Here is a 23,593-nt window from a genome sequence, read left to right as displayed (position 1 = left end):
TGGAAAAAGGCCGAACTAAACATCAGAAACCTCGACAGTCTTGCCAGGGTTCATGATATTTGCTGGATCAACCGCGCGTTTCAGGACCGCCATAAGCGCGTAAGCCGCACCGTGCTCCTTAGCCATATAGCTCTTCTTACCGGTGCCGACGCCGTGCTCTCCCGTGACTGTGCCACCATATGACAGCGCGACATGGTTGACCTTTGCGGCCAGTGATTTTGCCGCAGCAAGGTCGTCGGGAACATTAGGGTCGAACAGGATCATGAGGTGAAAATTGCCATCCCCGACATGGCCCACAATCGGGGCAATCAATCCAGACTCTGCGACCAGTTCCTTGGACCTTGCGATACAGTCGGCCAAAGTTGAAATCGGCACACAGCAATCGGTGATGAGCCCCTCGCAGCCCTTTTTAAGGGATTTCCCAGCATAGTAAGCGTTGTGACGTGCGGTCCACAGCCGATTGCGATCTTCGGCTTTGGTTGCCCACTGAAAGCTGCCCACATCAAATTCTTCGGCAACGCTTTCAAACAGTTCAACCTGCTCCTTTACACCGGCTTGCGACCCATGAAACTCAAGGAACAGATGTGGTTTTTCTGGCAGGTTCAGATCGGGATTGAATATGTTCATCCCTTCCATTTGAGCTTCGTCCAGCAATTCTATCCTCGCCATCGGGATACCCATCTGGATCGCCATAATCACGGAATTCACCGCGTTATCGACAGTCTCGAACGAACAGGTTGCCGCGAGAATTGTGTCGGGCTGTCCGAACAGTCGGACCGTCAACTGCGTGATGATACCAAGAGTGCCTTCGGAGCCGACAAACAGATGCGTCAGATCATACCCCGCCGAGGATTTGCGCGCGCGCGAGCCGGTTTGGATGATTGTGCCATCAGGTAGCACAACTTCAAGTGCCAGAACATTCTCGCGCATGGTGCCATAGCGCACTGTATTGGTGCCGGACGCCCGCGTGGCGGCCATGCCACCAAGTGTTGCATCCGCGCCAGGGTCCACAGTGAACATCAGTCCGGTCGCGCGCAGTTCCTCGTTAAGCTTTGATCGCGACACACCGGGCTGAACGACTGCATCCAGATCGCTTTCGTGAATTTCCAAAATCTTGTTCATGCGGCTGGTATCCACGCTAATTCCGCCGTGAATTGGAATCACGTGACCTTCAAGCGAGGTGCCAATACCGAAAGGGACGACCGGAACACCGTAGCGGGAACAGATCTTCATGATCTCGCTCACCTCTTGGGTGGTCTCAGGAAAGGCTACAGCGTCGGGTAGGGCAGGTTCGGAATACGCCTCATCATGACTATGAAGTTCGAGGATGGACTCGCCAGTTGAAAGCCGCTCGCCCAACATTTCCTTCAGGGCAGAAAGTGCAAGATCGGTGTGGTCCGTAGTCATATCGGTGTCCTTGATTTCCATCAGATTTGGGCGCGTTGCGCGCGCATAGTCGCCTTCCTATCCGTGCCGGCTTAATCCAGTTGTGTATTGGAGGGCTCTGCGGTTTCATCACCAGCCCATCTGGCGAACAGGTGCAGCAAAATAATGATCATAGAGATAGGCACGGCCACGGAAATCCATACCATCGGGATCCCAAGGGTATCTGCCGTCAGACCAGATTGCCGCGCAAGGTATCCTTTTGCAAAACCACCTCTTAGTCCGATGAAGCAAAAATAGATCACGGGCAGGATAAAGGTAAGAACCGCGGCACTTTGGATGGCTTTTGAAAAGACCGCCAGACCATGCGGTGGCTTTGGAAACACGCTTTCCATCAAAACCGCATCGGATTGGGTTTTGAACGACAGCGTGGCCCCCATCAATCCGGTCCAGACCATCGCATAGCGGGCGACATCTTCTGTCCAGACAGGTGGGGATGAAAAAACATAGCGTGCAATGATTTGCACAACCACCGTTAGGAACATCAAGCATACCGCAAATACGGAAACGCGGCGCATGAGCTGATGCAGACGATCACTGATGCTGATGATGTAGTGACGCATGTTTTTTCTCTCTGGTTTTTGATTTGGGCGGGGCGCAGGTATAGCGTCCCGCCCGTTGGATTAGCGGTTCTCGTCAGACAGTTTTTTCCACAGCGCGGTGTCTTCTGCAGACATCAGATCCGTATTGTACACGGGCAAGGACGCCTCGCGGAACACTGCACGTTCTTCTGCCGTCAGGCGCTGAACTGTCACGCCCTTTTCCTCAAGCGCTGTCAGGCCTTTTTCGGCCGCTTCGCCCAACCATGCGCGCGCTGCAGCGTCTGCGGTCACAACAGCAGCATCCACAGTCGCGCGGTCTGCATCGGACAAACCATCGTACCAGTCTTTTGATGCGATGACGGCGCGCAATGGCCAAATCACATCAGCCGTGGCAAAGTTTTTGACGAAATCGGTCTGGCCAAACATCACAGGTACGAAGGGCGAATTCAGATAGCCGTCAATCACGCCGGTTTGCAGACCGGCAGGCACTTCGCCCCAAGGCACGATTGTACCGCTTGAACCCCATGCTTCGTACATCGCGATTTGCGCATCATCCAAGGCCCGCATACGCAGGCTGGACATATCGGACGGCGACCGCACGGCTTGGGTTGTGGTGATCACACCCGAAGCTGGTCCAAGCGGTGCCAGCGCCAGCAGGATCGCGTCTTGCGCAGCGAGGCTTTCGTTGACACGGGTGTAGACATCCCCAGCAGCCAAAGCCCGATCCATATGTTCAATGTTGTCGAAGACATAAGGCAGACGGATGCCGTAGATGAACGGTTCGACCTGTGCGACGGCGCGCACGTCGGACATCGAGATTTCCAGCAGGCCGGTTGAGACCTGATCGAATTTCTCGGCTTCGTTGCCGACGGAACCACGTGGCATTTCACGTGTCTCCATGCCGCCTTCGTTGAGCGCCTTGGCAAAGGCAAAAGACCAGTTGTAGGACCCTGATTGTTCGAGGTCTGGTTTACCGTCTAATGCAATTTTGACCTCTGCGGATGCAGATGTGGCCATGGCGAGCAGTGTCGCCAGTGTAAGTGCCTTGAGTTTCATTGGTTTTCCTCCCTTTGGTTTAGTTAATTCACAGAAAATCCGAACAGGCGCGGCAGCGTGAGGCTGAGTGCGGGCCAGTAGACCAGCGCCAGCAACAGCAGCACCTGAACAAGAATGAAGGGCAGCACCGCATAGGCCAGCCGCCAGTAATTGAGGTTGGTCAGCGCAGATACGACCACAAGACATTTGCCCAATGGTGGCGTGATCAGGCCGACACACAGATTGAAGCACAGCACGATGCCAAGGTGGATCGGGCTGATGCCTTGCTCCATCGCTTGGGGGGCAAACAGCGGGATCAGCAGGGTCAGGGCCACGGGGGTGTCCATGAACATGCCTGCGATCAAGAAGATACCCACAAGGAAGAACAGGTATTTCGTACCGGTCAGCCCGAAGGATTCTACCCAGTTGGCCAGCGCACTGGACCAACCTAATTGGCCTGCCAGATAGCCCAACACCGAAATCGCCGCGAGAATGATAAAGATCGTGCCAGTCATCTTTGCCGTTGCCTCGACCGCGTCAAAGATCATGCGCCAGTTCAGCCCTTTATAGAACTGGCCCGCCAGCAGCGCGAAGACGACCGCGATTGCCGATCCTTCGGTGGGCGTTGCCAATCCAAAGACAAGCGAGCCAAGGATCACAATGGGCAAACACAGGGCAGGTGCCGCGTTCAACAAGCTGGGCAAAAAGCGCGGTAGATCGTCAGAGGCACCCCCCGGATGTCCCTTGATATGCGCAATGATCGCGTTCAACACCATGAGTGATACAGCCAACACCAGACCAGGTATGACCCCCGCGATAAACAGTGCCGCAACCGAGGCACCGGTCAGGCCGCCATAAATGATCATAATGATCGATGGCGGAATGATCGGTCCGATCATTGAAGAGGCCGCTGTGATCGCGCCTGCGTAATAAGGGTCGTAGCCGCGTGCTTTCATCTCTGGCACGAATGTGCGCGACAACGCTGCGCTGTCCGCGATGGCCGACCCCGAGATGCCCGCAAAGAATACGCTGGTCAGGATGTTCACATGGCCCAATCCACCGCGAAACCGGCCGACAATGGACATGGCAAAATCGATCAGGCTGCGGGTGACGCCCGCGCGGCTCATGATCTCGGCGGTCAGGATGAACAGCGGCATCGCCATAAAGGCGAAGACATCAAGCTGGGCAAAGATACGCTGCGGCAGGATGGATAGAAACTGCGTTTTATCGACTGCGACAAAGGTAAGAACGGATACCGCACCCATGAGATAGGCAAAGGCAGTACCGCTAATCAGCAAGAGAATGAAGATGATCGGAATAAAGTACATAGTGCTAAACTGCCGTTCCGAGGGGGGCCGTCTTGGATTGAACATCTCGGTCCATGATCGGCGGGTGTGTTACGATTGAACGTAAGTCTATGTCTGACGGTGAGAGGCTTGTCATATCAGGGCAGGGCCGCGCCATATCCGGGGTGCCTGAAAAGAGTGTTTCCAGCGATTTGGCCGCAGCCAGCAACGCTTCGTCGCTACGGACAGCGCCCAGAACCTGAAGTCCGAAGGGCATGCCATGGGTATCGCGACCGCAGGGCAGGGTGATCGATGGGCCGCCTGCCAGTGATCCGCGATAGGTCAGGGCCAACCAACGGTAATAGATATCCATGCTCTGCCCCTCGATCTCGGTTGCATGCCCTTGGGTCCAAGGGAACGGGGATACCGGTGCGGTGGGAAGAAGGATAACGTCGAAGTCCTGCATCAGCGCGTTGAAGCGACGCAGAATGCGCGTTTGCTCGGCATGCGCCCATGCCCGATCCGCCAAAGACATGGAGCGGCCCAATTCAACATTCGTTTGAATATCCGGCCCAAAAGCTGTGGGCTCGGTTTTGGTCACCTCGCCGAAGGCGGCCAGAAAGCTTTCGGCGCGCAGGATGTCAAAGCATCGGTCCATATTTCCGAGATCGAGATCAACCGGGCGGCAGTCTCGAACGTGGGGTGCAATCTTCTCGATCCGATCGCGGAATGTTTCCCGAATAGCCGGGTCTACTGGTGCGCCCCCGAAATCCTCACTGTAACCGACCCGCAAGGTGCTAAGGTCGACGTCTGGCAAGGTCGTAAATCTGGCCTCCGTGTAGCGTGCTGATAGTGGATCGTCAGGGTGGTACCCATGTGATGTGCTCAAGATCAATGTCAGATCATCCACGGTACGGGTCATCGGGCCAAGAACCGAAACACCTGACCACCCCAGCGGTCGGGTCGGATGCGCAATCACGTCTACCGATGGGCGAAATCCAACGATCCCGCAGAGCGCCGCAGGCAATCTGAGCGAGCCACCAGTGTCTGACCCAGTGCATACAGGTAAGAGATTTGCCGCCAGCGCGGCCGCAGATCCGCCAGAAGAGCCGCCGGCGATCAGGTCGGCGTCAAACGGATTGGCCGTGGCACCCCAAACCGGATTACGGCTGTTACCGCCAGCGCCACACTCAGGAACGTTTGTTTTTGCCAGAATGATCGCTCCGGCGTCACGCAGCCGCGCAACCATCGGAAAATCACTTGTTGGCACATAGCTCCGCATGCGTGGGCTACCATGGCTCGTCAGCAATCCTTCGGTATCTTGAAGATCCTTGACGCCAATGGGCAGCCCATCAAGCGGCCCCTTGGGGGTTCCAGCGTTCCACCGGCTGGATGCCTGCGCCGCCTCAAAGATCGCACGTTCCGTATCGATTGCTGTCAGGGCATTTATCTTGGGATTCACCTGCGAAATGCGCTCAAGACACACCGCCAGGTAATCCGTCGGCGTTAGCCTGCGATCCGCAAATCGTCTGAGGACATCGCGCGCCGAGAGGGCCATCAATCCGGCCACACTCATCCCCGCACCGATGACATATCTCGCATACTCAACTTAGTCACTTTGTCCCTCCCAAGAAAATGACTGAAGTTATGATAATACGGGGCCGACAGGAAAAATAATGAAAGATTGATCTATAACGTTAACCAAAAGGAATGGTTTTTAGATCCTCAGTTGTTTTCCGTAAGCATTTAAGAAAAAACGACAACGCATGATTGGCCTCTTCTTGGCCGCTTCGCCAGAAGCATCGGACCTCGGACAGAAATCCACGCGTGTCCAGCGGAAGCGTAACAATGTCCCCGCGTGCCGCATGGGACTGGGCAAGGCGTTGCGGCATCAGCCCCAGTGCGGGAATTGCGTCCAACAGTGCGAGATTTAGCATCAAAGAGAGAGAGGCAATCGTGTTTGCCGGTGGTGCCAGTCCGCTTTCGGCAAAGAGTGCATCGACCGCCCGCCGAGCAACCGAATTTGCCTGCGGCATAATCCAAGGGAAATCGACGACTTCGCTCCACTCAATGTCGGGTTGCCTTGCCAGCGGGTGATTGCGGCCTGCAACGACGACAATCGGTTCCGCAAACAGCTTTAGCTGTTCAATGCCAGAGAGCTCTCGGGGCTGCCAGATTCTGGCGATCAGCAAATCTAACGCGCCACCTTGCAACTCTGGAAGAAGTTCTACGAAATGCCCCTCTTTGACCGAGATGCTTGCCTGCGGCGTGCTGCTTTTGAAGAGCGCAATAGTGCCGGGCAAAAGGGTAGGGGCGACCGAACTGACGACGCCAACAGTAACGGCACCCGAAATCCCGCTCGCCATGGCCTCAATATCGAAGGCTGCCCGATCAAGTTGATTGAGAGCTTGCTTGGCATGTTCTACCAGACGCCGTCCTATTGCCGTCAAGAAAAGGCGGTTCCGATCGCGGGTCACGATCGGAACGCCGACGATTTTTTCCAGCTCTGCAATCTGCTTGGAGACAGCGGGTTGAGTTACGTTAAGCTCCTCCGACACCCGCGCAACCAGTTTCAGGTCGGACAAGGCAGCGATTACGCGCAAGTGGCGAAGCGTTATGGCCTTCTGGAAATCATTATTTGAAATAGCCGTTACTCGCTGGATTGGTGACTGAACGATACACTCTTATCACAGAACGGTCGTGTAGATCTCGGTGGTCGCCGTCGCATTAAACAGTTGAGAAAAGTGGTTCGGCGACAATTCAGGACGCATCAAGTCATGCGGTCGCCGCTTGGCCACTCAACCACTGCCCCGACTCTTTTCCGCGTGCCGCAGCATTTCCGTGAATGCAGACACCTTCGCGGCGCGGAACTTTGACGCAGGAAGAACCACAAAGATGCCCCCTTCGGGTAGATGCCAATCGGGCAGCACATGGGTCAGTGCACCCGACGCCAAATGGTCACGGACCAGATAATCCGGCAGGATCGCCAGACCTGCCCCCTCCTTTACGGCGGCCAGGATCGCGGGCGCACTGTCGATTGAAAGGTCGCTTTGCAATTTGACGGAAACCGTTTCGCTGGCAGAGTTTTCGAACAGCCAATGCAGGGGGTCGGGCAGCGCCTTGTTTGTTATGAACGGCACAGCCGAAAGATCATTCGGGTGGTGGATATGATCGAACTGACCGGGGCTGTCGCTCGTGCCGACAAGAAGCTGCCTGAAACCGCCCATCTTGCGTGCCAACAGGGTCGAGTCGCGAAGCCACCCGACCCGAATGGCCAGATCCAGATCACCCGCCATAAGATCGCTATGACCATCGCCCAGATACAGCTCGACCCGGCAATCGGGGTATTCGCGTCGAAACGCGGCGACAAGCGGGGCTATGATCGCCGTGCCGTAATCATTCGGGGCGGTCATGCGCAATGTGCCCACGGGCTGTTCTGACAGTTGCGACAGTTCGCTAAAGGCTTCTTCTGCCTCGTTCAGTATCGACGTGCAGCGTGTGTAGAAAAGCTGACCTGCCTCTGTGGCGCTGACCTTGCGCGTGTTGCGCACCAATAGCGTCGCCTTGAGCTCTTGCTCCAATTGCGTCACCTGGCTGCTGACCACGGCCTTGGTCACGCCAAGGCGGTCTGCGGCATTGGTAAACGATCCGGTTTCGACCACGGCCGCGAAATAGGCCAGCCGGTTGAGGTTGTGTGATTTCGCCATAACCTCACTGTTAGCCTTTGGCATACGGACTGTCAAAATCGTTTATCTTAACGCGGGCAATAGATGCGCCTATATACATGCCCAAGGAGATACACCATGATACAGACAGTGACACTGCATTACCTTTTCGACCCGCTTTGCGGCTGGTGCTACGGTGCGTCGGGAACCATCGGCACGCTTGCAAAACATCCTGATGTTGACCTGCAGCCACAGGCCACCGGGTTGTTCGCCGGCAGCGGCGCGCGGCCAATGAAAAGCTTCGCAGCGCAGGCTTGGGCCAATGACCAGCGCATTGCCGCGCTGAGTGGTCGCCATTTCTCCGACGCCTACCGCAACAAGGTGTTGGGGGCCGAAGATGCGCTACTGGATTCCACCGTCGCGACGCTTGCTGTCACGGCTGTGGCCGACAAAGCCCCGGAACGGGTGATCGAGGTGCTCTCCGCTATTCAGACGGCGCGCTATGTCGACGGCAAGGATGTGACATCCGCTGCTGTTGTCGCAAGCTTGCTTGAAAACCTCGGTCTTGTGGACGCATCCGCGCGGGTCTTGACCCCCGACGCCGCCCTTGCAGAGCACGTGCGCGATCGCACCGCAAAGGCTCGCGACCTGATGGAGACTTACAACATGCAGGGCGTTCCCTCCCTGATTGCCGAGGTCGACGGCACCCGCCGCGGGCTGGATGCCAGCACGCTTTATTCCGGACCCGATACGGTGCTTGCCGCCCTCGGGCTGGCCTGATCCCACTTTAACGAAAGGACAATACAATGAACCGCAGAAACATGCTGAAACTCACAACCGCCGCCGGGGCAGCCGCCCTGATAGCCCCCGGCATCTCCTTTGCAGATGCGAACGGCCTGACCTGGACACATTTCCCTGCAGGCGAAAACGGCTTTTTCCGTGCGCCCGTTCTGATCCAAGGTGACACCGAGGTCGTGTTGATCGACGGCGGCTTTACCCTTCCGGACGGTCGCGCACTGGCCGAGGAAATCAAAGCAACGGGCAAGATCCTGACCACGATCTACATCAGCCAGAGCGACCCTGATTTTTACTTCAGCCTGCGCCCAATCACCGAAGCCTTTCCCGAGGCCCGCGTTATTGCAGCCAGCGAAACCGTTGCGGCCATCAATGCCAATGTGGCGAAAAAGGTCGAAACCTGGGGCCCGCAATTGGGCGAAAACGGTCCGGCGTCGGTTGATGACGTCATCATGCCGGTCGCCGACGACAGCACGACCCTGACGGTGGATGGCCATGAGATCGAGATTGTCCCAGCCGACGGGCTGGCCAACCGCCGCTACCTCTGGGTCGAGGATCTGCAAGCCGTGTTCGGTGGTGTAATGGTCTTTTCCGGCACCCATGTCTGGACTGCAGACACACCGACCAAGGAACAGCGCACGGCATGGATCGCCAATCTGGATGCCATCATAGCCCGCAACCCGCAGGTCGTCGTTCCCGGTCACATGACGCCGGACGCACCAATGGGCCTTGAAGCCGTGGAATTCACGAAGGGGTATCTTCTGGCATTGGAAGAGGAACTCGACAAGGCCAACGGCTCCAAAGACCTGATCGCTGCAATGACAGCCCGTTATCCCGATCTGGGCATGGACGTTGCATTGAACGTCGGCGCCAAGGTTTTGACCGGTGAGATGAAGTGGGGATAACCCGCGCATGGTTTCGTTCGAGGCGTGAGCCACTTGTGCACTTATGAGAAAAGAGAGCGCCCGTCATTTCAGGGCGCTCACCCTTCGTTTTGAATTAACGCTCATTGCAAATAGTCGAAAACTGCAAAGCGATGGCACCATCGCCCGCGCTACGATGTTCGACATGCCGGACTGTGTTGCATGCCATCTCAAACACCGCCTCGCGAAAGTCGCGGCGACATCGGTCGTGGCTCCAAAAGTTTAGTAGCGCCGATCACGCTCTGACACTGGGGGCGGTGGAGCGCCACTTTGCAAAGGTCGATATCTGCGCGTCGCGTCTATCGCCCAACCGCAGTCTGGAGAAACGGGCTGAAGGTCTGCTTTGGAGAAGCTGCGTCGCGGCATTGAATACATCGGCCTACGGCAGCTTTGGGCCTGAAGAGGCTGTTGGATGGTAGATCTTTTTTTGCTTATCTTTCATGGCTTACTTGACGCCCATACAGGTATGGAATGCGAACGATTTCGCTGAGCGGGCGTTGTGTAATGGTTAAGACCTCAGTTTTCCAAGCTGATGCCATTGAATAAGTGCTTGATCTGCTAAGAACATTTTTTTCCCGACTAAGTACCTTAAAAAGCATCACGTACTTAGTCTAAGTTGCGGTCTTTTTTATTTATTACTGCGCTATGAATATAGGCATATTTGACAGACCTGAATATGTCTTGATGATCTTACGGCTTTGTACTGAATGCTACCCCTACAAACAATTTGTAAATCTTGGATGTTGTGGGGGGCAGGCTCATACAGCAGGAAGGGGGTCCTCAGCCAGGCCGATTGGTTTGCATTTGCTGCCCGTAAAATTCCACGTCCAATTTCCAGTCCCGGAAAATACAAAGTGAATTGCTATGCCCATTAAGATGTGTTGGATTTGGGGGGGTGAAAAGCTGTCGTCAAAATGGAGATGAATAATCAAGAGATAATTAGGGTCAGCATTTATCAATACTAGATGAAGGCAAGTAGGGGAATCTAACTCCCGAACACGGATTTTTCATCCACCGATCTAACATTGAGAGGGTTTGGTGAGAAATTCGGTGACAAGGCAATATTTCTTGATCTGCCCCTAAATCAAAAAAGCCACCAAGCTATTGAGCTTAGTGGCTTTTTATGGCTCCGACGGTAGGGATCGAACCTACGACCAATTGATTAACAGTCAACTGCTCTACCGCTGAGCTACGTCGGAACGGTCTGGGCGATATAGCAGTGGTATTTTGTGCCGTCCAGTGGGTTTGGGCAGTTTTTTCCAGCTTTTTCACAATTGATTTCAGATCAGCTTGAATTCAGCGTCTGCAGAGAGGGTTTTTACAGGTGAAACCCGATTTTTTCCCGTAAGATCAACAAGGTGGGCCAGAACGTTGCGGGTGGCAGCCCCCAGAAGGGCGGGTGGTGTCTGGGTATAGATTTGCGCCGCGAGCGTATGTGCGGTTGCCGGGCCTGCGGACAGGGCGGTTAAAATGTCTGCCTCTCTGGATTGGCGGTGCGCGACAAGCCAGGCCAAGCGCCCCGCCGGATCGTCGATTGCGCCGCCGTGGCCGGGATAAAAGGCCCGCCAGTCGCGGTCTTGTAGCCGCGCGCAAGAGGCCATGAAATCGGTCAGGTCGCCATCAGGCGGCGACACGAGCGAGCTGGCCCAGCCCATCACATGATCGGCAGTGAAGCAGGCATCCTTCCACCCCAGGCTGATGTGGTTGCCGATGTGGCCGGGGGTGTGGATCACCTCTAACGACCAGCTGTCGCCGTGAATATGCTCACCATCCTGCACAATCTGGTCGGCGCGGAAATCTTCATCGATGCCTTCGCCGCCACCGATCTGCGCGCCTTTGGCCAGTTGGGTCATGACGGATGACCGGCCCGCTGACGCATCACCAAAGGCAAGGATCGGCGCGCCGGATGCTTGGGCCAGATCGCGGGCAAGGGGGGAGTGATCGAGATGCGTATGGGTGACGATGATATGGCTGATGTGCTGGCTGGGCCCGACCGCTGCCAGAATCGCGTCCAGATGCGTCGGCGACGCGGGGCCGGGATCAATCACCGCCAGCCCGCGCGACCCAAGCAGATAGGTGTTCGTGCCCCGATAAGTCATGGGGGAAGGGTTATCGGCCACAATTCTACGCAAACCGGGCTCTAAACCTTCGGCGATTCCTACGGGCGGGTCAAAGTCATCGGGGGGCAGCATGGTTTGGCCTTTCGTAGGGGCAGGGGTCTGGCTAAGGTCTACAACATGTTCTTTACCTGGCTCAAACGATATATGCCCCGAGGCATCTATGGGCGCGCGGCGCTGATCTTGCTCTTGCCGGTTGTGATTTTACAACTGGTGGTGACGGTGATCTTTGCGCAGCGCAACTATGAAGGGGTGACCACCCAGATGACCACCACGGTGCTGCGCGAGGTGGCGCTGGTGCTGAACGTGGTCGAAGATGCCGGATCACCAGAAGCGATTGCACCGATGGTGACTGAGCAGTTGGCCCCCTTGATGATGCGGGTGGTTCCCGTCTCAGTCGACGAGGTGCCCCGCCAGAACACCCTTTCATGGTATGACTATTCGGGCCGCGTGATGATCAAGCTGTTCAACGCCCGTTTGCCCGGTTTTCAAGCGCTTGATCTGACCGATCCGGGCGCGGTGCATTTGTTTGCCGACACAGATATGGGGCCGATCAGGATCAGCTTTGACCGGCGGCGCATTTCGGCGGCGAACCCGCATCAGCTGTTTGTCTACACCTTTACCTTTGGCTTCCTGATGACGTTGATTTCATTCGTGTATCTTCGCAATCAATTGCGCCCGATCAAACGTCTGGCCCGCGCGGCAGAGGCATTCGGCCGGGGCCGTCACATTCCCTATAACCCCGCAGGTGCGGTCGAGGTGCGCGCTGCGGGCAGCGCATTTGTCGACATGCGCGCCCGGATCGAGCGGCATATCGAGCAGCGCACATTGATGTTGTCGGGGGTGAGCCACGATTTGCGCACGCCCCTGACGCGCATGCGGCTGAGCCTGTCGATGATGGACGACGACGAGGTTGGCCCCTTGTTGCAGGACGTCGATGATATGCAGCGGATGTTGGATGAGTTCCTTGATTTTGCCAAAGGTGCCGCAGAGGGCGAGTTTGAAAAGCTGGACCCGCATGTCTTGCTGAAAGGTGCCGTGGCCGAGGCGCAACGGGCAGGGCGTAATGTGACGTTGCTTCCCCCCGAAGGGGACGGGGCGGGGACAGTGCGTTTGCGCAAGGGGGCGATCTTGCGGGCGGTGGATAATCTGATCTCGAACGCGGTGCGGTACGGTACGCGGGCCGAGGTGTCCGTGATGCTGACGGATAAGACCCTGCGTATCCGGGTCGAGGATGATGGCCCCGGCATCCCCGAGGCGCGCCGCCAAGAGGCCGTGCGCCCGTTTTCGCGGTTGGACCCGGCCCGGAACCAGAACGTAGGGGGTGTCGGTCTTGGGCTTGCGATTGCGACCGATATTGCGCGCGCACATGGCGGCGTGCTGCGTTTGGGAGTGTCAGAGAGGCTTGGTGGCCTGCGCGCTGACATTGTGATCGCACGTTAGACGGTTTTACGTAGGGTCAAGAGCGGTCTCCCTAAAATGACGCCAAATCACTGAATATGTTTTGGATTTTGGCGAACCGGATGCTATAAATCCGCCAATGGTTTGCGGATCTTCGGATGTCTCGGGCATTTTGAGATTCGTGTTATGGTTGCGGTTTCGGCCCGGTTGGCCTTTCAACGAAATGGAATTGTTGGGCGTACCGCCGGTTAACGATGCGGATTCGCACGACATCCAAGCAATACGATCTGTGGGGCGGCTAAAAATACTTATAAAACAGATTGTTAAATGAACTGAGATGCGCATTATCTGACGGGTCGAGATAGTGCAGAAAATATGCCCAGAATTTGGCAATGCCAAAATCATGGTGGGGGGGAAGGCTACGGAGGAAAGAAGACCGTCAATCAAACTGGATATGACGGCGCATATTCCATAGCCTCTACAGGGAATTCTACAAATATGATCAATAGATTCAAAAATTATTTAGCTTCAAAATCATTTCTTTTGATGGCCGTCATCGTGATCGGCAGTGTGTCGGGCATCGGCTATACCATTATTAAACTGGACCGTGACAGCCACTTGGCGACGGTAAAACGCGACGTTGAAAACGGGCTCTACGCGACGACCGAGCAGGTTCAACTTCGGTTCTTTGAAACCGTTCTGATCGCAAAGAGAATTGAAAATATACTCAGCATGTCTAGCGGGGAAGTGGATGAGCAGGTCGTCAAAGCCGTCGAGCAGTTCCAAAAAGATTCGCCAGAGATTGTCGCGGTTGCCTTGGCCCCGGGGCTTGAGGTTACCCATAGTTTTCCACTGGGTGATGATGAAACGGCAATTGGCCTGAAATACTGGCAAGTGCCCGAACAGATGGCCAGTGTCGCGCGGGCGTATCGGGGGCAAAGTGCTGTCGTGGACGGGCCGGTGTCCCTGCTTGGTGGCGGCGCGGGCTATATCCTGCGCTATCCTGTTTTCCTGCCCCGTCCGGATCGGGATGTAGATCACTTTTGGGGGATTATCTCGATCGTGGTTGAGGCCGATAGCCTGCTCAGCCCAGAACGCCATGATTTTGGCGATGCATCAAAATATCTGTTTGAACTGAACGAAATACCAGCCTCGGGTTTGCCGGTAGCCCCCAGTGGGAATGGCAGTGTGTCTTGGCGTTTTGAACCTGTCGTTGTCGAATTCAGCATGCTGGGTAACCGATGGCAGGCGATGGCGCGGCCTGCAGATGGCTGGCCGTCCTATTCGCCACAAAGCAGTTATTTGGTGGCATTCTCCCTGTTTTCAGCGGTGGTTTTGCTGGTCGTGTTGTCGGCTTATCGCAGGCTCGCGGTGAAAAAGGACGATGCGCATGCGCTGCTGGCCGAAGCAGTTGGCTGTATCAGCGAGGGGTTCATTGCCTTTGATGACAAAGAACGGCTGATGATCGTGAACCAGAAATACCTGGATTATCATAGCGATATTGCCGATCTGGTTGTGCCGGGCATGACGATGGATGAATTGGCTCGCATCTCCGCGACCCATCAGCCAACGCCGCTTAGCCACGAGGAAAGGGAGACTTGGATCAAAAACCGGATGGAAAATTTCCGCCATCCCGGTGAATCCTTTCTTCAGCAGATCGGCGATGAATTTTGGCTAAAGGTCACAGAGGCCAAGACCCCGCACGGCTATACCGTGGGTATCTGGACAGACGTCAGCGCCGAAAAACATGCGCAAGGTGTGGCCGAAGCGGCGGACCGTGAAAAGACGGATTTCTTGAACAACGTGTCCCATGAACTGCGCACCCCGTTGACGGTGATTTTCGGGCGCGCGACCTTTATGCGGAACAGTGACAGGCTACCCCAATCCAAGCAGCTGGCCAAGGCAATCAGCGCGGATGGTACGCCAAGCGCCGAAGTCACCAGCGCGATCAAAAAGTACCAAGACTTCATTTCGGAACAAGGGGCGGGGATTGCGGACTCCGCGCAGCACATGATCCGCCTTGTCGAAGATCTGCTGGACTGGACCAAGGTCGCCCGCGGCAAGTTGGAGCTGGACATGCAGCTTTTGCAGCTGGACGAATTGGCCCGCTCGGTCGTTGAGGATTTGCAGCCCAATGCCGAAGCAAAAGGGTTGGCGCTGAGTTATGAAGGCGACAGCACCGCCGAGGCGGTCGCTGACAAAGTCAGGTTGAAGCAAATCCTGTACAACCTGATCAACAACGCGATCAAATTCACCGACACGGGGACAATCCATTTGGCGATGACACGTGAAAAGGGTCAGATTGTTTTCAATGTGACAGACACAGGTCACGGTATTTCAGAAGAGAATATGGAACGGGTTTTCCAGCGTTTCCAGCAGGTTGACGGATCTATGTCACGTAAAAGCGGTGGTCTGGGCCTTGGCTTGGCGATCTCGGAACAACTGGCCGCACTGCATGGCGGTACCTTGTCGCTGACCAGTAAAATCGATCACGGCAGCACGTTCACCCTGAAAATGCCAAGCACGGATCGCAGCGAAAAGAGCGGCGAGAATGCCGAGCAAAACAGCATCACCATCGAACACGTCGCCTAAGCCAACAGGGCAATCACCGACTGCACGACCCCGGCTGGCATATGCATTAGCTGCGATAAGGCTCGATCTTGTCGGCGGATAACGCATAGCCAATTTCCGCCAACTGGGTCGAGACGGACGAGACGCCGAACATACCGATCACATTCACGGCCTCGAACAACCCTTTGTTTTCATAAGGGGTGGGGGTCGTGACAAAGACCAATTGATTGGCGGGCGGCGGTGGCACGTGCACGCAGGCCCCGACATAGGGCACGAGGATAAAGGCGGTAACCGCGGTGCCGTTATGGTCAATGGGCACGATGTATCCCGGCAAGCGCACGATCTGACCGTTCCAGTCGGTTCTGACACCCGTTGAGGCAGGCTGTTCACGCGACAGCATCATATCTTCGTCATGCGGCAGCAAGCTGCGCAGCGCATTGGGCAAGGTTGCTTGATCCTTTGGCAGCAGGGCTTCCCACTCTAGGTCGATATAATCCTGAGCCTGTGCCACGCGGGGCAACCCCATGGTTGCCGCCAGTCCGGCAAGAACGGTGCGGCGTTGCAGTAGTCGGTTCACCATTCGAAAACCTTCATGTCGTCGGCGGTCAGCGAATAGCCGGTTTGCCCGAGTTTCGTCGATTGCAACTGCGTGCGCATCGTGCCGGTCACCCAAACAGCATCCCAAAGCTGATCCCCCGGCCACGGTTTGGCGCTGTCGACCATGACCAGCTGGTTTGCAGGCGGGGGCGGCGTATGGATGCAGGCACCGACATAAGGCACAAGCATAAAACTGGTGACGCCCTTGGCGCTGATATCAAAGGGAATGATGAAACCCGGCATGGTGATATAGGCCCCGTTCAGGGCCTCGTTCAGCTTGACCGCATTGGCGTCGTATACCGGGTTCCAGGTGTCATTTATGGCGTCGATTTCGCCTTCGCCGATAATCTCGGCATAGGGCAGGCCGGGCGGGATCAGATCATCCCACATGATTTGCCGCGGAGTTGCCGCAAAACCCGCCTGGGGGGCGAGGGTCGCCCCAGACAAAAGCATCAATGCAGTTCTGCGGTTTAACATTGCATAACCCCTATGGTGAGTATCAGGTTTTGACCATCATACCATCAGCAACAGACATTCTGTAAGCCCTCAACGCGGGCAAAAGGCTCACGATTGCGCCAGCGCAGATGACGCCGATGATCACCCAAAGCTCGCGCAGCGTCGGTGCTTCAATCGGGAGCCACAACCCGAAAGACGCGTCGAGGATCGGCTGCGCTATGGTCAGCCCGACATACAAGAACACCAGACCAAGCATGGCCCCAACGGCCGCCATCACCATCGCCTCGAGCACAAGCATGCTGAGGATCGTAAAGGGCCGCGCGCCCATGGCCCGAAAGATTGCCATCTCGCGGCGACGCTCGTTCAGGCTGGAAAAAATCGTGGCCATCATCCCGATCAGCGCAGTGACGACCACCATGGCCGACACCGCAAGCAGGGCGGTTTCTGCAATGCCGACAATCCCCCACAGTTCTTGCAGGGCGACGCCGGGCAAGATGGCAAGCAATGGTTCTTGGGGATATTCATTGATGGCGCGTTGCAGCGCAAAGGTTTGCAAGGGGCTTTCCACCCCGATCAGCGCGGCGGTCACCGATTTCGGGGCCAGGTCCATCTCGCGGATCACATCGGCTGGCGTTGACCTGCCGGGCACCTGCGCGCCGCTTTGCCAGTCTACGTGGATCGCTTCGATTGCTTCCATGCTGACAATCACGGTGCGGTCAACGGGTGTGCCGGTCTTGGCCAGAATACCAGACACGCGAAACGGTTGATCCTTGTGCTGGGTAAAGGACGCCAGCCCGTGCGCCACGACGATAGGGTCCCCAATGCGATAGCCCAGTGTTGCGGCGACATCGGAACCAATGACGGTGTCAAAAAGATCATCCATGATGACACCATCTGCCACTTCCAGCGATCGGCCTTGCCGGTATTTGTAATGCTCGAAAAAGGCTTGGGTGGTGCCCATCACGCGGAACTGGCGATGGCTGTCCCCCAGCGAGATTGGCACGATCCAATCGACATCAGGGCGCGCCGCAATGTCCTGATAGCTTTCCCACGTCACATTGTTGGTGGCATTGCCAATCCGAAAGACTGAATACAGCAGCAGTTGAACCGCCCCTGATCGCGCGCCAACGATCAAATCAGTGCCCGAGATTGTATCGGCAAAGCTGGCCTTGGCCCCGGTGCGTATCTTTTCAACACCAAGGAACAGCGCCACGGACAAAGCGATGGCGAGGATGGTCATACCAACGGTCAGCGCACGCGCAAAAAGCGAGGCAATGGCGAGACGGAAGATCATGCGACCGTCCTTTCGGCATGGGCGATGTCTTCCATGTTGATCACCCGGTCAAACCGCGCGCCAAGGCGGGGATCATGACTGACCATCAACAGCGTTGTTTCATGCGCTTCGGTCTGGGCAAACAGCAGATCAAGAAAGGCTGCCTGGCTGGTGGCATCCAACGCCGAGGTTGGTTCATCGGCAATGATCAGTGGGGGCTGGCCAATCAGTGCGCGTGCCACGGCGACCCGTTGTTGCTGTCCGACGCTTAGCGCTGTGGCTTTCGTGCCCAAGACACCGTCGGGCAACCCAAGGGCGCTACAAAGCGCAGCAGCCGCAGCTGCGGGGTCATGCACGCCTTTGCGCCGGGCCGGGGCAAAGCGGAGGGGCAGCAAGATGTTATCGGCAACCGACCCAAAGGGCAGCAGGTTAAACTGCTGAAAAATCACGCCGATATGTTCGGCGCGGTATTTGTCGCGGGCCCCGCCTGACAACATGGTGATGTTGCGCCCTGCGATGTTGACCTTGCCCCGATCCGGCACAATCGTTCCGCAGATCAGCGACAACAGCGTCGATTTTCCCGACCCGCTTTCGCCCAGCAGCAACACGGATTCACCCTTTGCGATCCTAAAGTGGGGCACGGCCAGCGCAAAGCCAGCCCGCCCCGGCCAGCGATAGGAAACGTCAGAGAGTTCGAGAACCGCGTCAGACAATTTGGTTAACGCCCCAGATCAAGCAGGGGGGCTGCGCGTTCGACTTCAAAGGCCTGTGCGCCTGATCCGGTGATGATCTGTACCTCGACCTCTTGTGCGTTGGGGAAGGTTTCAAAATAGGCAAAGTTGATGGCGGTTAGCGCGTCGGGCGTGTCGCAGGTCAATCTGTAGGTGGCATGGAACGCCGTGTGACCGGCGTCATCGGCGTGATCCGCATGACCGTCGTGACCATGGTCGTCATGATCATGCTCGGCGTGCTCTTCATGATCATCGTCATCGTGATCATCATGATGCTCTTCGTCATGCTCAGGGTGCTCACCATGCCCATCTTCGCCTTCAAGCTCGGCCTTGGCCTCGACCACAGTACAGCCCGCCGCGTCAGGCATCACAAACAGATCAAGCGGCGCGCTGAGTGTGGCGAGCGCCCGCGCAATCGTCGCCAGATCGGCGTCGCTTGTTGCTGCGTATTCAAACCCGACGATATCCGCGCCCGGTGCTTCAAAAGCCATGCCGACGGTTCTGCCTTCAATCGCGATGTCCAACGTGCCGACGCCATGTTCATGGGCGTCAAGCTGGCGGGATTGTTCGGCAAGGGCGGGCAGGGCTGCGACGAGCGCGATAAGGGAGAGTGCTTGTTTCATGATCTATCCGTGTTTGAGTAAGAGAGGTCAGTCTGCGCAGGTGCCGCATTGCCCATGAATTTCAACAATATGGCGCGCGGCCCGAAAGGCGCTTTGATCCGTGAGGCGCGTGAGTGTCGGCAAAAGATCGCTTCCATCATGTTCCTCGACCGATCCGCAGTCTTCGCAGATGGCAAGGACGGGTACGCTTTCGACGTGGTTACAGCGACACGGCACAAACGCCTTGATTGATTCCAGCCGGTGCGCTTGGCCCTGATCGGTCAGGGCAGACAGCGTGCGATACACCGTAGGTGGCGCAATGTCGGGTTCACTTACTTGAAGTTGTTCAAGAATTTGATAGGCGGTCATGGGTCTGTTGGATGCATTCAGTACCGTTAGAACGTCTGATTGCCGGGTGGCTGCGCGCTTTCTCATCGGTCGACCTCCATCGTTGGGGGAATTATTATTTTATAAAGTAACAAAAATCAAGATCGGAACTGAGGGCAGGCTAAAGAGGCGGGCGGTGCCCTTGTGGTCTAGTTTCTGTCAGCTATCGTCAGCGCGAAATTACCCCCAAGGAGGCTATGGCCCGTATGTCGAAATTTGATCTGGTAATCTTTGACTGTGACGGGGTTCTTTTGGACAGTGAATTGATTTCATCCGGCGCAAATGCCGAGGCTTACACCCGTTTGGGGTATGCGATTACGCATAACGAGATTGCAGCGCGCTTTACCGGTATGCCCGACGAAGCCGTTGATGCCGAATTGATGTCCGAGATCGGTAAGCCACTTCCACCGGGGTTTCGGGACGACATAAAACGAGACGTTTTGGCGAAATACAGGACTGAACTGCAAGCGGTTGAGGGGGCGGCGACGCTGTTATCGTCGTTAAAAACGGCCAAATGCATCGCGTCGTCATCATCCCCCGCAAAGCTGGCACTGGGGTTGATCGAGACCGAGATGTTCGAGCTGGTCTATCCGAATATTTTCTCGACTAAACTGGTCGAAAGGGGAAAGCCGCACCCCGATATATTCCTATATGCCGCCCAAAAAATGGGTGCGTCGCCGTCACGTTGTATGGTGGTCGAAGACAGCGTTGCGGGCGTCACTGCTGCGAAATCAGCGGGGATGACATGCGTCGGGTTTACTGGCGGATCGCACTGCATGGATGGGCACGCAGAGCGGTTGTATGCCGCGGGGGCGGATTCGGTTGTTGATCGGCTTGATGGGGTCAATTCATTTGCTGAGTGACGGATAGATCGTCGTTCTATCAGGCGCAGCTGGCTCGGTTCACTTTGCGGGCGCTGTTGAGAACGCCCGCAACGCTGGTTCGGATCACGTTATGCGGCCTGCTCAACCTTGATTTCACCGTCATGTAGGAAGCATCTTTTGTCGAACAGCGACAGATCGACGAGATTGGGCAGCCGGATGTCATCCACGCTTGGCATGCCTTTAACCGAAAGTTCAAACCGTCGGTCGATCTGCGAGAGCAGGATGACGGTCGCACCTTGCGCGGTCGCAAACGCCTTGAGCGTACGAATTTGCGCGTCGAGCGGGGGATTGCTGCGTTTTTGGTCGAGCAGTTGCAGGTAGTCGACAAGGATCAGCGCAGGCTTCGCCATGTTGTCGACGCGGGTTATGATATGGTCGGCGCAGATATCATCGGAGGTGTCGATGGTGACGGACCGGCCGAACCCGTCGGGATCTATGCCAAGCTTGTCCAGGCGGTCCCGTATGTCCAGGACGGTGTCGCTGAGAGTGAAAAAATACGCCGCCGGGTTGGATTTTGCCGCCATGGCGACCAGCTCCAGCCCCAGCAGTGTTTTGCCGTGGCCGGGGCGTGCGGCGATCAGCGCCATGTCGCCCGCATCAAGCTGCTGCAGAATGGCCTTGGCTGGCGTGGTTTTAGCATAGGTCGCGGCTAAGTGTCCCCAGTCCTGAAACCCCTCGCGCCGTGCAACTTGGTCAAGCGCTTGGTGTAGTTTGATCTCGGTGCCGCGCGTCAGCAATTTCGCCTCACGCTTCAGTGTGTAGATGGGTGATGACAGTCTCATCTTGAACCTCCTCTTTCGAGCGGTCGACGCAATCCCCCCTTATGCGCGTGCTCGAACAGGATCAGTTCGACATCATACCGCTCTGCATGGGAAATGCTGCCCCGATGGAGGGAGGAGGCCCGAGCAAGGCCTGAATAAGATGCTACCGTGGTCGATGGAAGCGCGCAATCGGGTTTCGCTCTTATTGGTGCCGCAGCGCTTCGATCGGGTCCAGCCTTGCCGCACGCCGCGCGGGGAAATAGCCAAAGATCACCCCGACCACCGCCGAAAACAGGAACGCGCCCCCGACAACGGCGGGGTTTGGCTCGAACGGGATGGCCATCAGGTTTGAGGCAACGACAGCCAATACCAGACCAAGAATGATGCCAATCAAGCCGCCGATTACCGACAGAACGATGGCCTCGACCAGAAACTGCATCAACACTTGGCTTGATTGCGCACCGACCGCCAGCCGGATGCCAATCTCGCGGGTGCGTTCGGTGACGGACACCAGCATAATATTCATAATGCCGATGCCGCCGACCAACAGGCTGACCGCCGCCACCGCAGACAAAAGGCCGGTCAGTACGTCGGTAATACCAGACAGCATTTCGGCGATCTGCTTCATATCCATGACCGTGAAATCATCATCTTCGCCTTCGCTGATGCGCCGCCGTTCGCGCATCAACGCTTCGATCTCGCTCATGGCGCGGTCGGATGATGTGCCGTCCCGCAGCGCCACAAAAATCATCGCAACATCACTATTGCCGGAAATGCGGCGCTGAAAGGTTTTCATGGGCAGGCCAATCACATCATCCTGATCCGTGCCAAAAGACGACGCGCCTTTGGCTTCTAACAGGCCGACAACCTCGCAGGTCAGCGAGCTGAGGCGGATCGTTTCGCCGATTGGGTTGGTGTTGCCGAAAAGGTTCTGGCGCACGGTTTCACCAATGATGCAGACGGGCCGGCCCGACGTTTCCTCGGTGCTGAGAAATGCGCGTCCCATCGCCAGCGGCCAGTCAACAGCATCCAGATAGCGGTTGTCGGTGCCGACCACCTGCGTTGTGGTGCTTTCGGGGCCGTATATCGCCGTCATGGATGTTTGCGCATAGGGGGCCGCGGTGTCGACGCTGCCGATCTGGTCGACAAGGGCTTCGACGTCTTTCAGTTTGAACGCTTTGGCGACGGATTGCGTGCCGGGTCCCTGATCCATGCCGCCGGGCATAATCATCACAATATTCGTACCCAGTTTTTCGACATCCGCGGTCACCTGACTGGACGACCCTTCGCCCACTGTGACCATCGCGATGACGGCGGCGACGCCGATGACGATCCCCAGCACGGTCAATACCGACCGCATGGTGTTGCGAAAGATCGCTTGGACCGCCAGCCGTATGGTTTCCCAGATCATCGTTTGCCGCCTCCGCCGCTTGGTTTTCCGTCCCGCTCTACCTTGCCATCGACCATCCAGATCAACCGGTGGGCATATTCGGCCATGTCCTCTTCGTGGGTGACCATGATGATCGTCATCCCCTCGTTATCATTAAGATCGCAGAGCAATTCCATAATTTCGCGCGACATTTTGGTATCAAGGTTCCCCGTGGGTTCATCCGCAAGGATCACATCAGGGTTGCCGATCAGCGCGCGCGCAATGGCCACACGTTGCTGCTGACCGCCCGACAGTTCAGACGGGGTATGATGCTCGCGCCCCTTCAGGCCGACCTTGTTCAGCGCCTCCAGCGCGCGTTGTTTCCGCTCGGCGCGGGCCACGCCCTTGTAGATCAGGGGCAGTTCCACATTCTCAAGCGCTGAGGCGCGTGCCAGCAGGTTATAGCCTTGAAAGACAAAGCCCAGATAGCTGCGGCGCAGGAGGGCGCGCTGGTCGCGGCTTAGGCTGGCGACGGGCACGCCGTGAAACAGGTATTCCCCAGACGTGGGGCTGTCGAGACACCCGATCAAGTTCATCGCTGTGGATTTTCCCGACCCCGAAGGCCCCATGATCGCCACGAACTCTCCGGTGTCAATCTTGAAACTGGCACCGTCCAAGGCGCGTACTTCTGCTTCGCCCTGACCATAGATTTTGGCAACCTCACGGAATTCGATCAGCGGTGCGGTGTCGACCAC

The 23,593-nt window shown here is 56.6% G+C and carries 22 protein-coding genes and 1 tRNA gene; 5 read left to right on the top strand and 18 right to left on the bottom strand.

The annotated features are described in order from the left end of the window. Positions 1-15: 15 nt before the first annotated feature. The 7 genes from AADJ11_RS15500 to AADJ11_RS15470 all read right to left on the bottom strand — a co-directional run bounded on the left by AADJ11_RS15500 (position 16) and on the right by AADJ11_RS15470 (position 8,013). Positions 16-1,407 carry an FAD-linked oxidase C-terminal domain-containing protein gene (locus AADJ11_RS15500; protein WP_341235416.1) on the bottom strand — a complete coding sequence of 464 codons (1,392 nt, stop codon included), beginning with the start codon at positions 1,405-1,407 and terminating at the stop codon, positions 16-18. Positions 1,408-1,478: 71 nt separating this feature from the next. Beyond that, positions 1,479-2,006 carry a TRAP transporter small permease subunit gene (locus AADJ11_RS15495; RefSeq protein WP_341235415.1) on the bottom strand — a complete coding sequence of 176 codons (528 nt, stop codon included), beginning with the start codon at positions 2,004-2,006 and terminating at the stop codon, positions 1,479-1,481. A gap of 60 nt (positions 2,007-2,066) precedes the next feature. Beyond that, positions 2,067-3,041, bottom strand: coding sequence for a TRAP transporter substrate-binding protein (locus AADJ11_RS15490; RefSeq protein ID WP_341235414.1), 975 nt, complete (start codon positions 3,039-3,041; stop codon positions 2,067-2,069). A 23-nt stretch (positions 3,042-3,064) separates the two neighbouring features. Further along, positions 3,065-4,348: a TRAP transporter large permease gene (locus tag AADJ11_RS15485; RefSeq protein WP_341235413.1), complete on the bottom strand. Its 1,284-nt coding sequence runs from the start codon at positions 4,346-4,348 to the stop codon at positions 3,065-3,067. A 4-nt stretch (positions 4,349-4,352) separates the two neighbouring features. Then, positions 4,353-5,882 carry an amidase gene (locus tag AADJ11_RS15480; protein ID WP_341235412.1) on the bottom strand — a complete coding sequence of 510 codons (1,530 nt, stop codon included), beginning with the start codon at positions 5,880-5,882 and terminating at the stop codon, positions 4,353-4,355. 121 nt (positions 5,883-6,003) lie between these two features. Beyond that, a complete protein-coding gene (locus tag AADJ11_RS15475; RefSeq protein WP_341235529.1) occupies positions 6,004-6,951 on the bottom strand; it encodes a LysR substrate-binding domain-containing protein in 948 nt (315 codons plus the stop codon). A 153-nt stretch (positions 6,952-7,104) separates the two neighbouring features. After that, positions 7,105-8,013: a LysR family transcriptional regulator gene (locus tag AADJ11_RS15470; protein WP_341235411.1), complete on the bottom strand. Its 909-nt coding sequence runs from the start codon at positions 8,011-8,013 to the stop codon at positions 7,105-7,107. A 96-nt stretch (positions 8,014-8,109) separates the two neighbouring features. Between AADJ11_RS15470 and AADJ11_RS15465 the strand changes: the two genes are divergently transcribed. Further along, positions 8,110-8,751, top strand: coding sequence for a DsbA family protein (locus tag AADJ11_RS15465; RefSeq protein WP_341235410.1), 642 nt, complete (start codon positions 8,110-8,112; stop codon positions 8,749-8,751). A 26-nt stretch (positions 8,752-8,777) separates the two neighbouring features. Next, the gene (locus tag AADJ11_RS15460) at positions 8,778-9,671 is read left to right on the top strand and encodes an MBL fold metallo-hydrolase (protein WP_341235409.1); all 894 of its coding nucleotides are present in this window, start codon (positions 8,778-8,780) and stop codon (positions 9,669-9,671) included. A 1,142-nt stretch (positions 9,672-10,813) separates the two neighbouring features. Here AADJ11_RS15460 and AADJ11_RS15455 read toward each other — a convergent pair. Further along, positions 10,814-10,888, bottom strand: a tRNA-Asn gene (locus AADJ11_RS15455). A gap of 81 nt (positions 10,889-10,969) precedes the next feature. Continuing rightward, positions 10,970-11,881, bottom strand: a complete 912-nt coding sequence (locus AADJ11_RS15450) for an MBL fold metallo-hydrolase (RefSeq protein ID WP_341235408.1) — start codon at positions 11,879-11,881, stop codon at positions 10,970-10,972. Between the two features lie 45 nt (positions 11,882-11,926). On the opposite strand from AADJ11_RS15450, the gene AADJ11_RS15445 reads away from it, so the two are divergent. Further along, complete coding sequence (locus AADJ11_RS15445) at positions 11,927-13,249, top strand: ATP-binding protein (protein ID WP_341235407.1); 1,323 nt, start codon at positions 11,927-11,929, stop codon at positions 13,247-13,249. A gap of 504 nt (positions 13,250-13,753) precedes the next feature. After that, positions 13,754-15,799: an ATP-binding protein gene (locus tag AADJ11_RS15440; RefSeq protein WP_341235406.1), complete on the top strand. Its 2,046-nt coding sequence runs from the start codon at positions 13,754-13,756 to the stop codon at positions 15,797-15,799. A gap of 46 nt (positions 15,800-15,845) precedes the next feature. Here AADJ11_RS15440 and AADJ11_RS15435 read toward each other — a convergent pair whose 3' ends face one another. The 6 genes from AADJ11_RS15435 to AADJ11_RS15410 are packed head-to-tail and all read right to left on the bottom strand — an operon-like array spanning position 15,846 to position 19,872. Continuing rightward, on the bottom strand, positions 15,846-16,358 hold the full coding sequence (locus AADJ11_RS15435) for a DUF3299 domain-containing protein (protein WP_341235405.1): 513 nt from the start codon (positions 16,356-16,358) through the stop codon (positions 15,846-15,848). After that, on the bottom strand, positions 16,352-16,852 hold the full coding sequence (locus AADJ11_RS15430) for a DUF3299 domain-containing protein (RefSeq protein WP_341235404.1): 501 nt from the start codon (positions 16,850-16,852) through the stop codon (positions 16,352-16,354). Before AADJ11_RS15430 ends, AADJ11_RS15435 begins: the two co-directional genes overlap by 7 nt. A gap of 22 nt (positions 16,853-16,874) precedes the next feature. Further along, on the bottom strand, positions 16,875-18,125 hold the full coding sequence (locus AADJ11_RS15425) for an ABC transporter permease (protein WP_341235403.1): 1,251 nt from the start codon (positions 18,123-18,125) through the stop codon (positions 16,875-16,877). Beyond that, entirely contained in the window at positions 18,122-18,817 is a 696-nt protein-coding gene (locus AADJ11_RS15420) for an ABC transporter ATP-binding protein (RefSeq protein WP_341235402.1), read from the bottom strand. The genes AADJ11_RS15425 and AADJ11_RS15420 overlap by 4 nt, the downstream gene beginning before the upstream one ends. 5 nt (positions 18,818-18,822) lie before the next feature. Beyond that, the gene (locus tag AADJ11_RS15415) at positions 18,823-19,458 is read right to left on the bottom strand and encodes a DUF2796 domain-containing protein (RefSeq protein WP_341235401.1); all 636 of its coding nucleotides are present in this window, start codon (positions 19,456-19,458) and stop codon (positions 18,823-18,825) included. A 27-nt stretch (positions 19,459-19,485) separates the two neighbouring features. Then, entirely contained in the window at positions 19,486-19,872 is a 387-nt protein-coding gene (locus AADJ11_RS15410; protein WP_341235400.1) for a Fur family transcriptional regulator, read from the bottom strand. A gap of 149 nt (positions 19,873-20,021) precedes the next feature. Between AADJ11_RS15410 and AADJ11_RS15405 the strand changes: the two genes are divergently transcribed. Next, complete coding sequence (locus AADJ11_RS15405) at positions 20,022-20,687, top strand: HAD family phosphatase (RefSeq protein ID WP_341235399.1); 666 nt, start codon at positions 20,022-20,024, stop codon at positions 20,685-20,687. 89 nt (positions 20,688-20,776) lie between these two features. Here AADJ11_RS15405 and AADJ11_RS15400 read toward each other — a convergent pair whose 3' ends face one another. From AADJ11_RS15400 to AADJ11_RS15390, 3 genes are all read right to left on the bottom strand, one after another. After that, a complete protein-coding gene (locus tag AADJ11_RS15400; protein ID WP_341235398.1) occupies positions 20,777-21,490 on the bottom strand; it encodes a DNA helicase in 714 nt (237 codons plus the stop codon). 181 nt (positions 21,491-21,671) lie between these two features. After that, entirely contained in the window at positions 21,672-22,880 is a 1,209-nt protein-coding gene (locus AADJ11_RS15395; protein WP_341235397.1) for an ABC transporter permease, read from the bottom strand. Further along, positions 22,877-23,593 carry an ABC transporter ATP-binding protein gene (locus tag AADJ11_RS15390; RefSeq protein WP_341235396.1) on the bottom strand — a complete coding sequence of 239 codons (717 nt, stop codon included), beginning with the start codon at positions 23,591-23,593 and terminating at the stop codon, positions 22,877-22,879. The genes AADJ11_RS15395 and AADJ11_RS15390 overlap by 4 nt, the downstream gene beginning before the upstream one ends.

This window comes from uncultured Sulfitobacter sp., from assembly GCF_964021855.1.
Taxonomy (GTDB): domain Bacteria; phylum Pseudomonadota; class Alphaproteobacteria; order Rhodobacterales; family Rhodobacteraceae; genus Sulfitobacter.
This window is presented reverse-complemented; position numbering and strand designations above follow the sequence as displayed.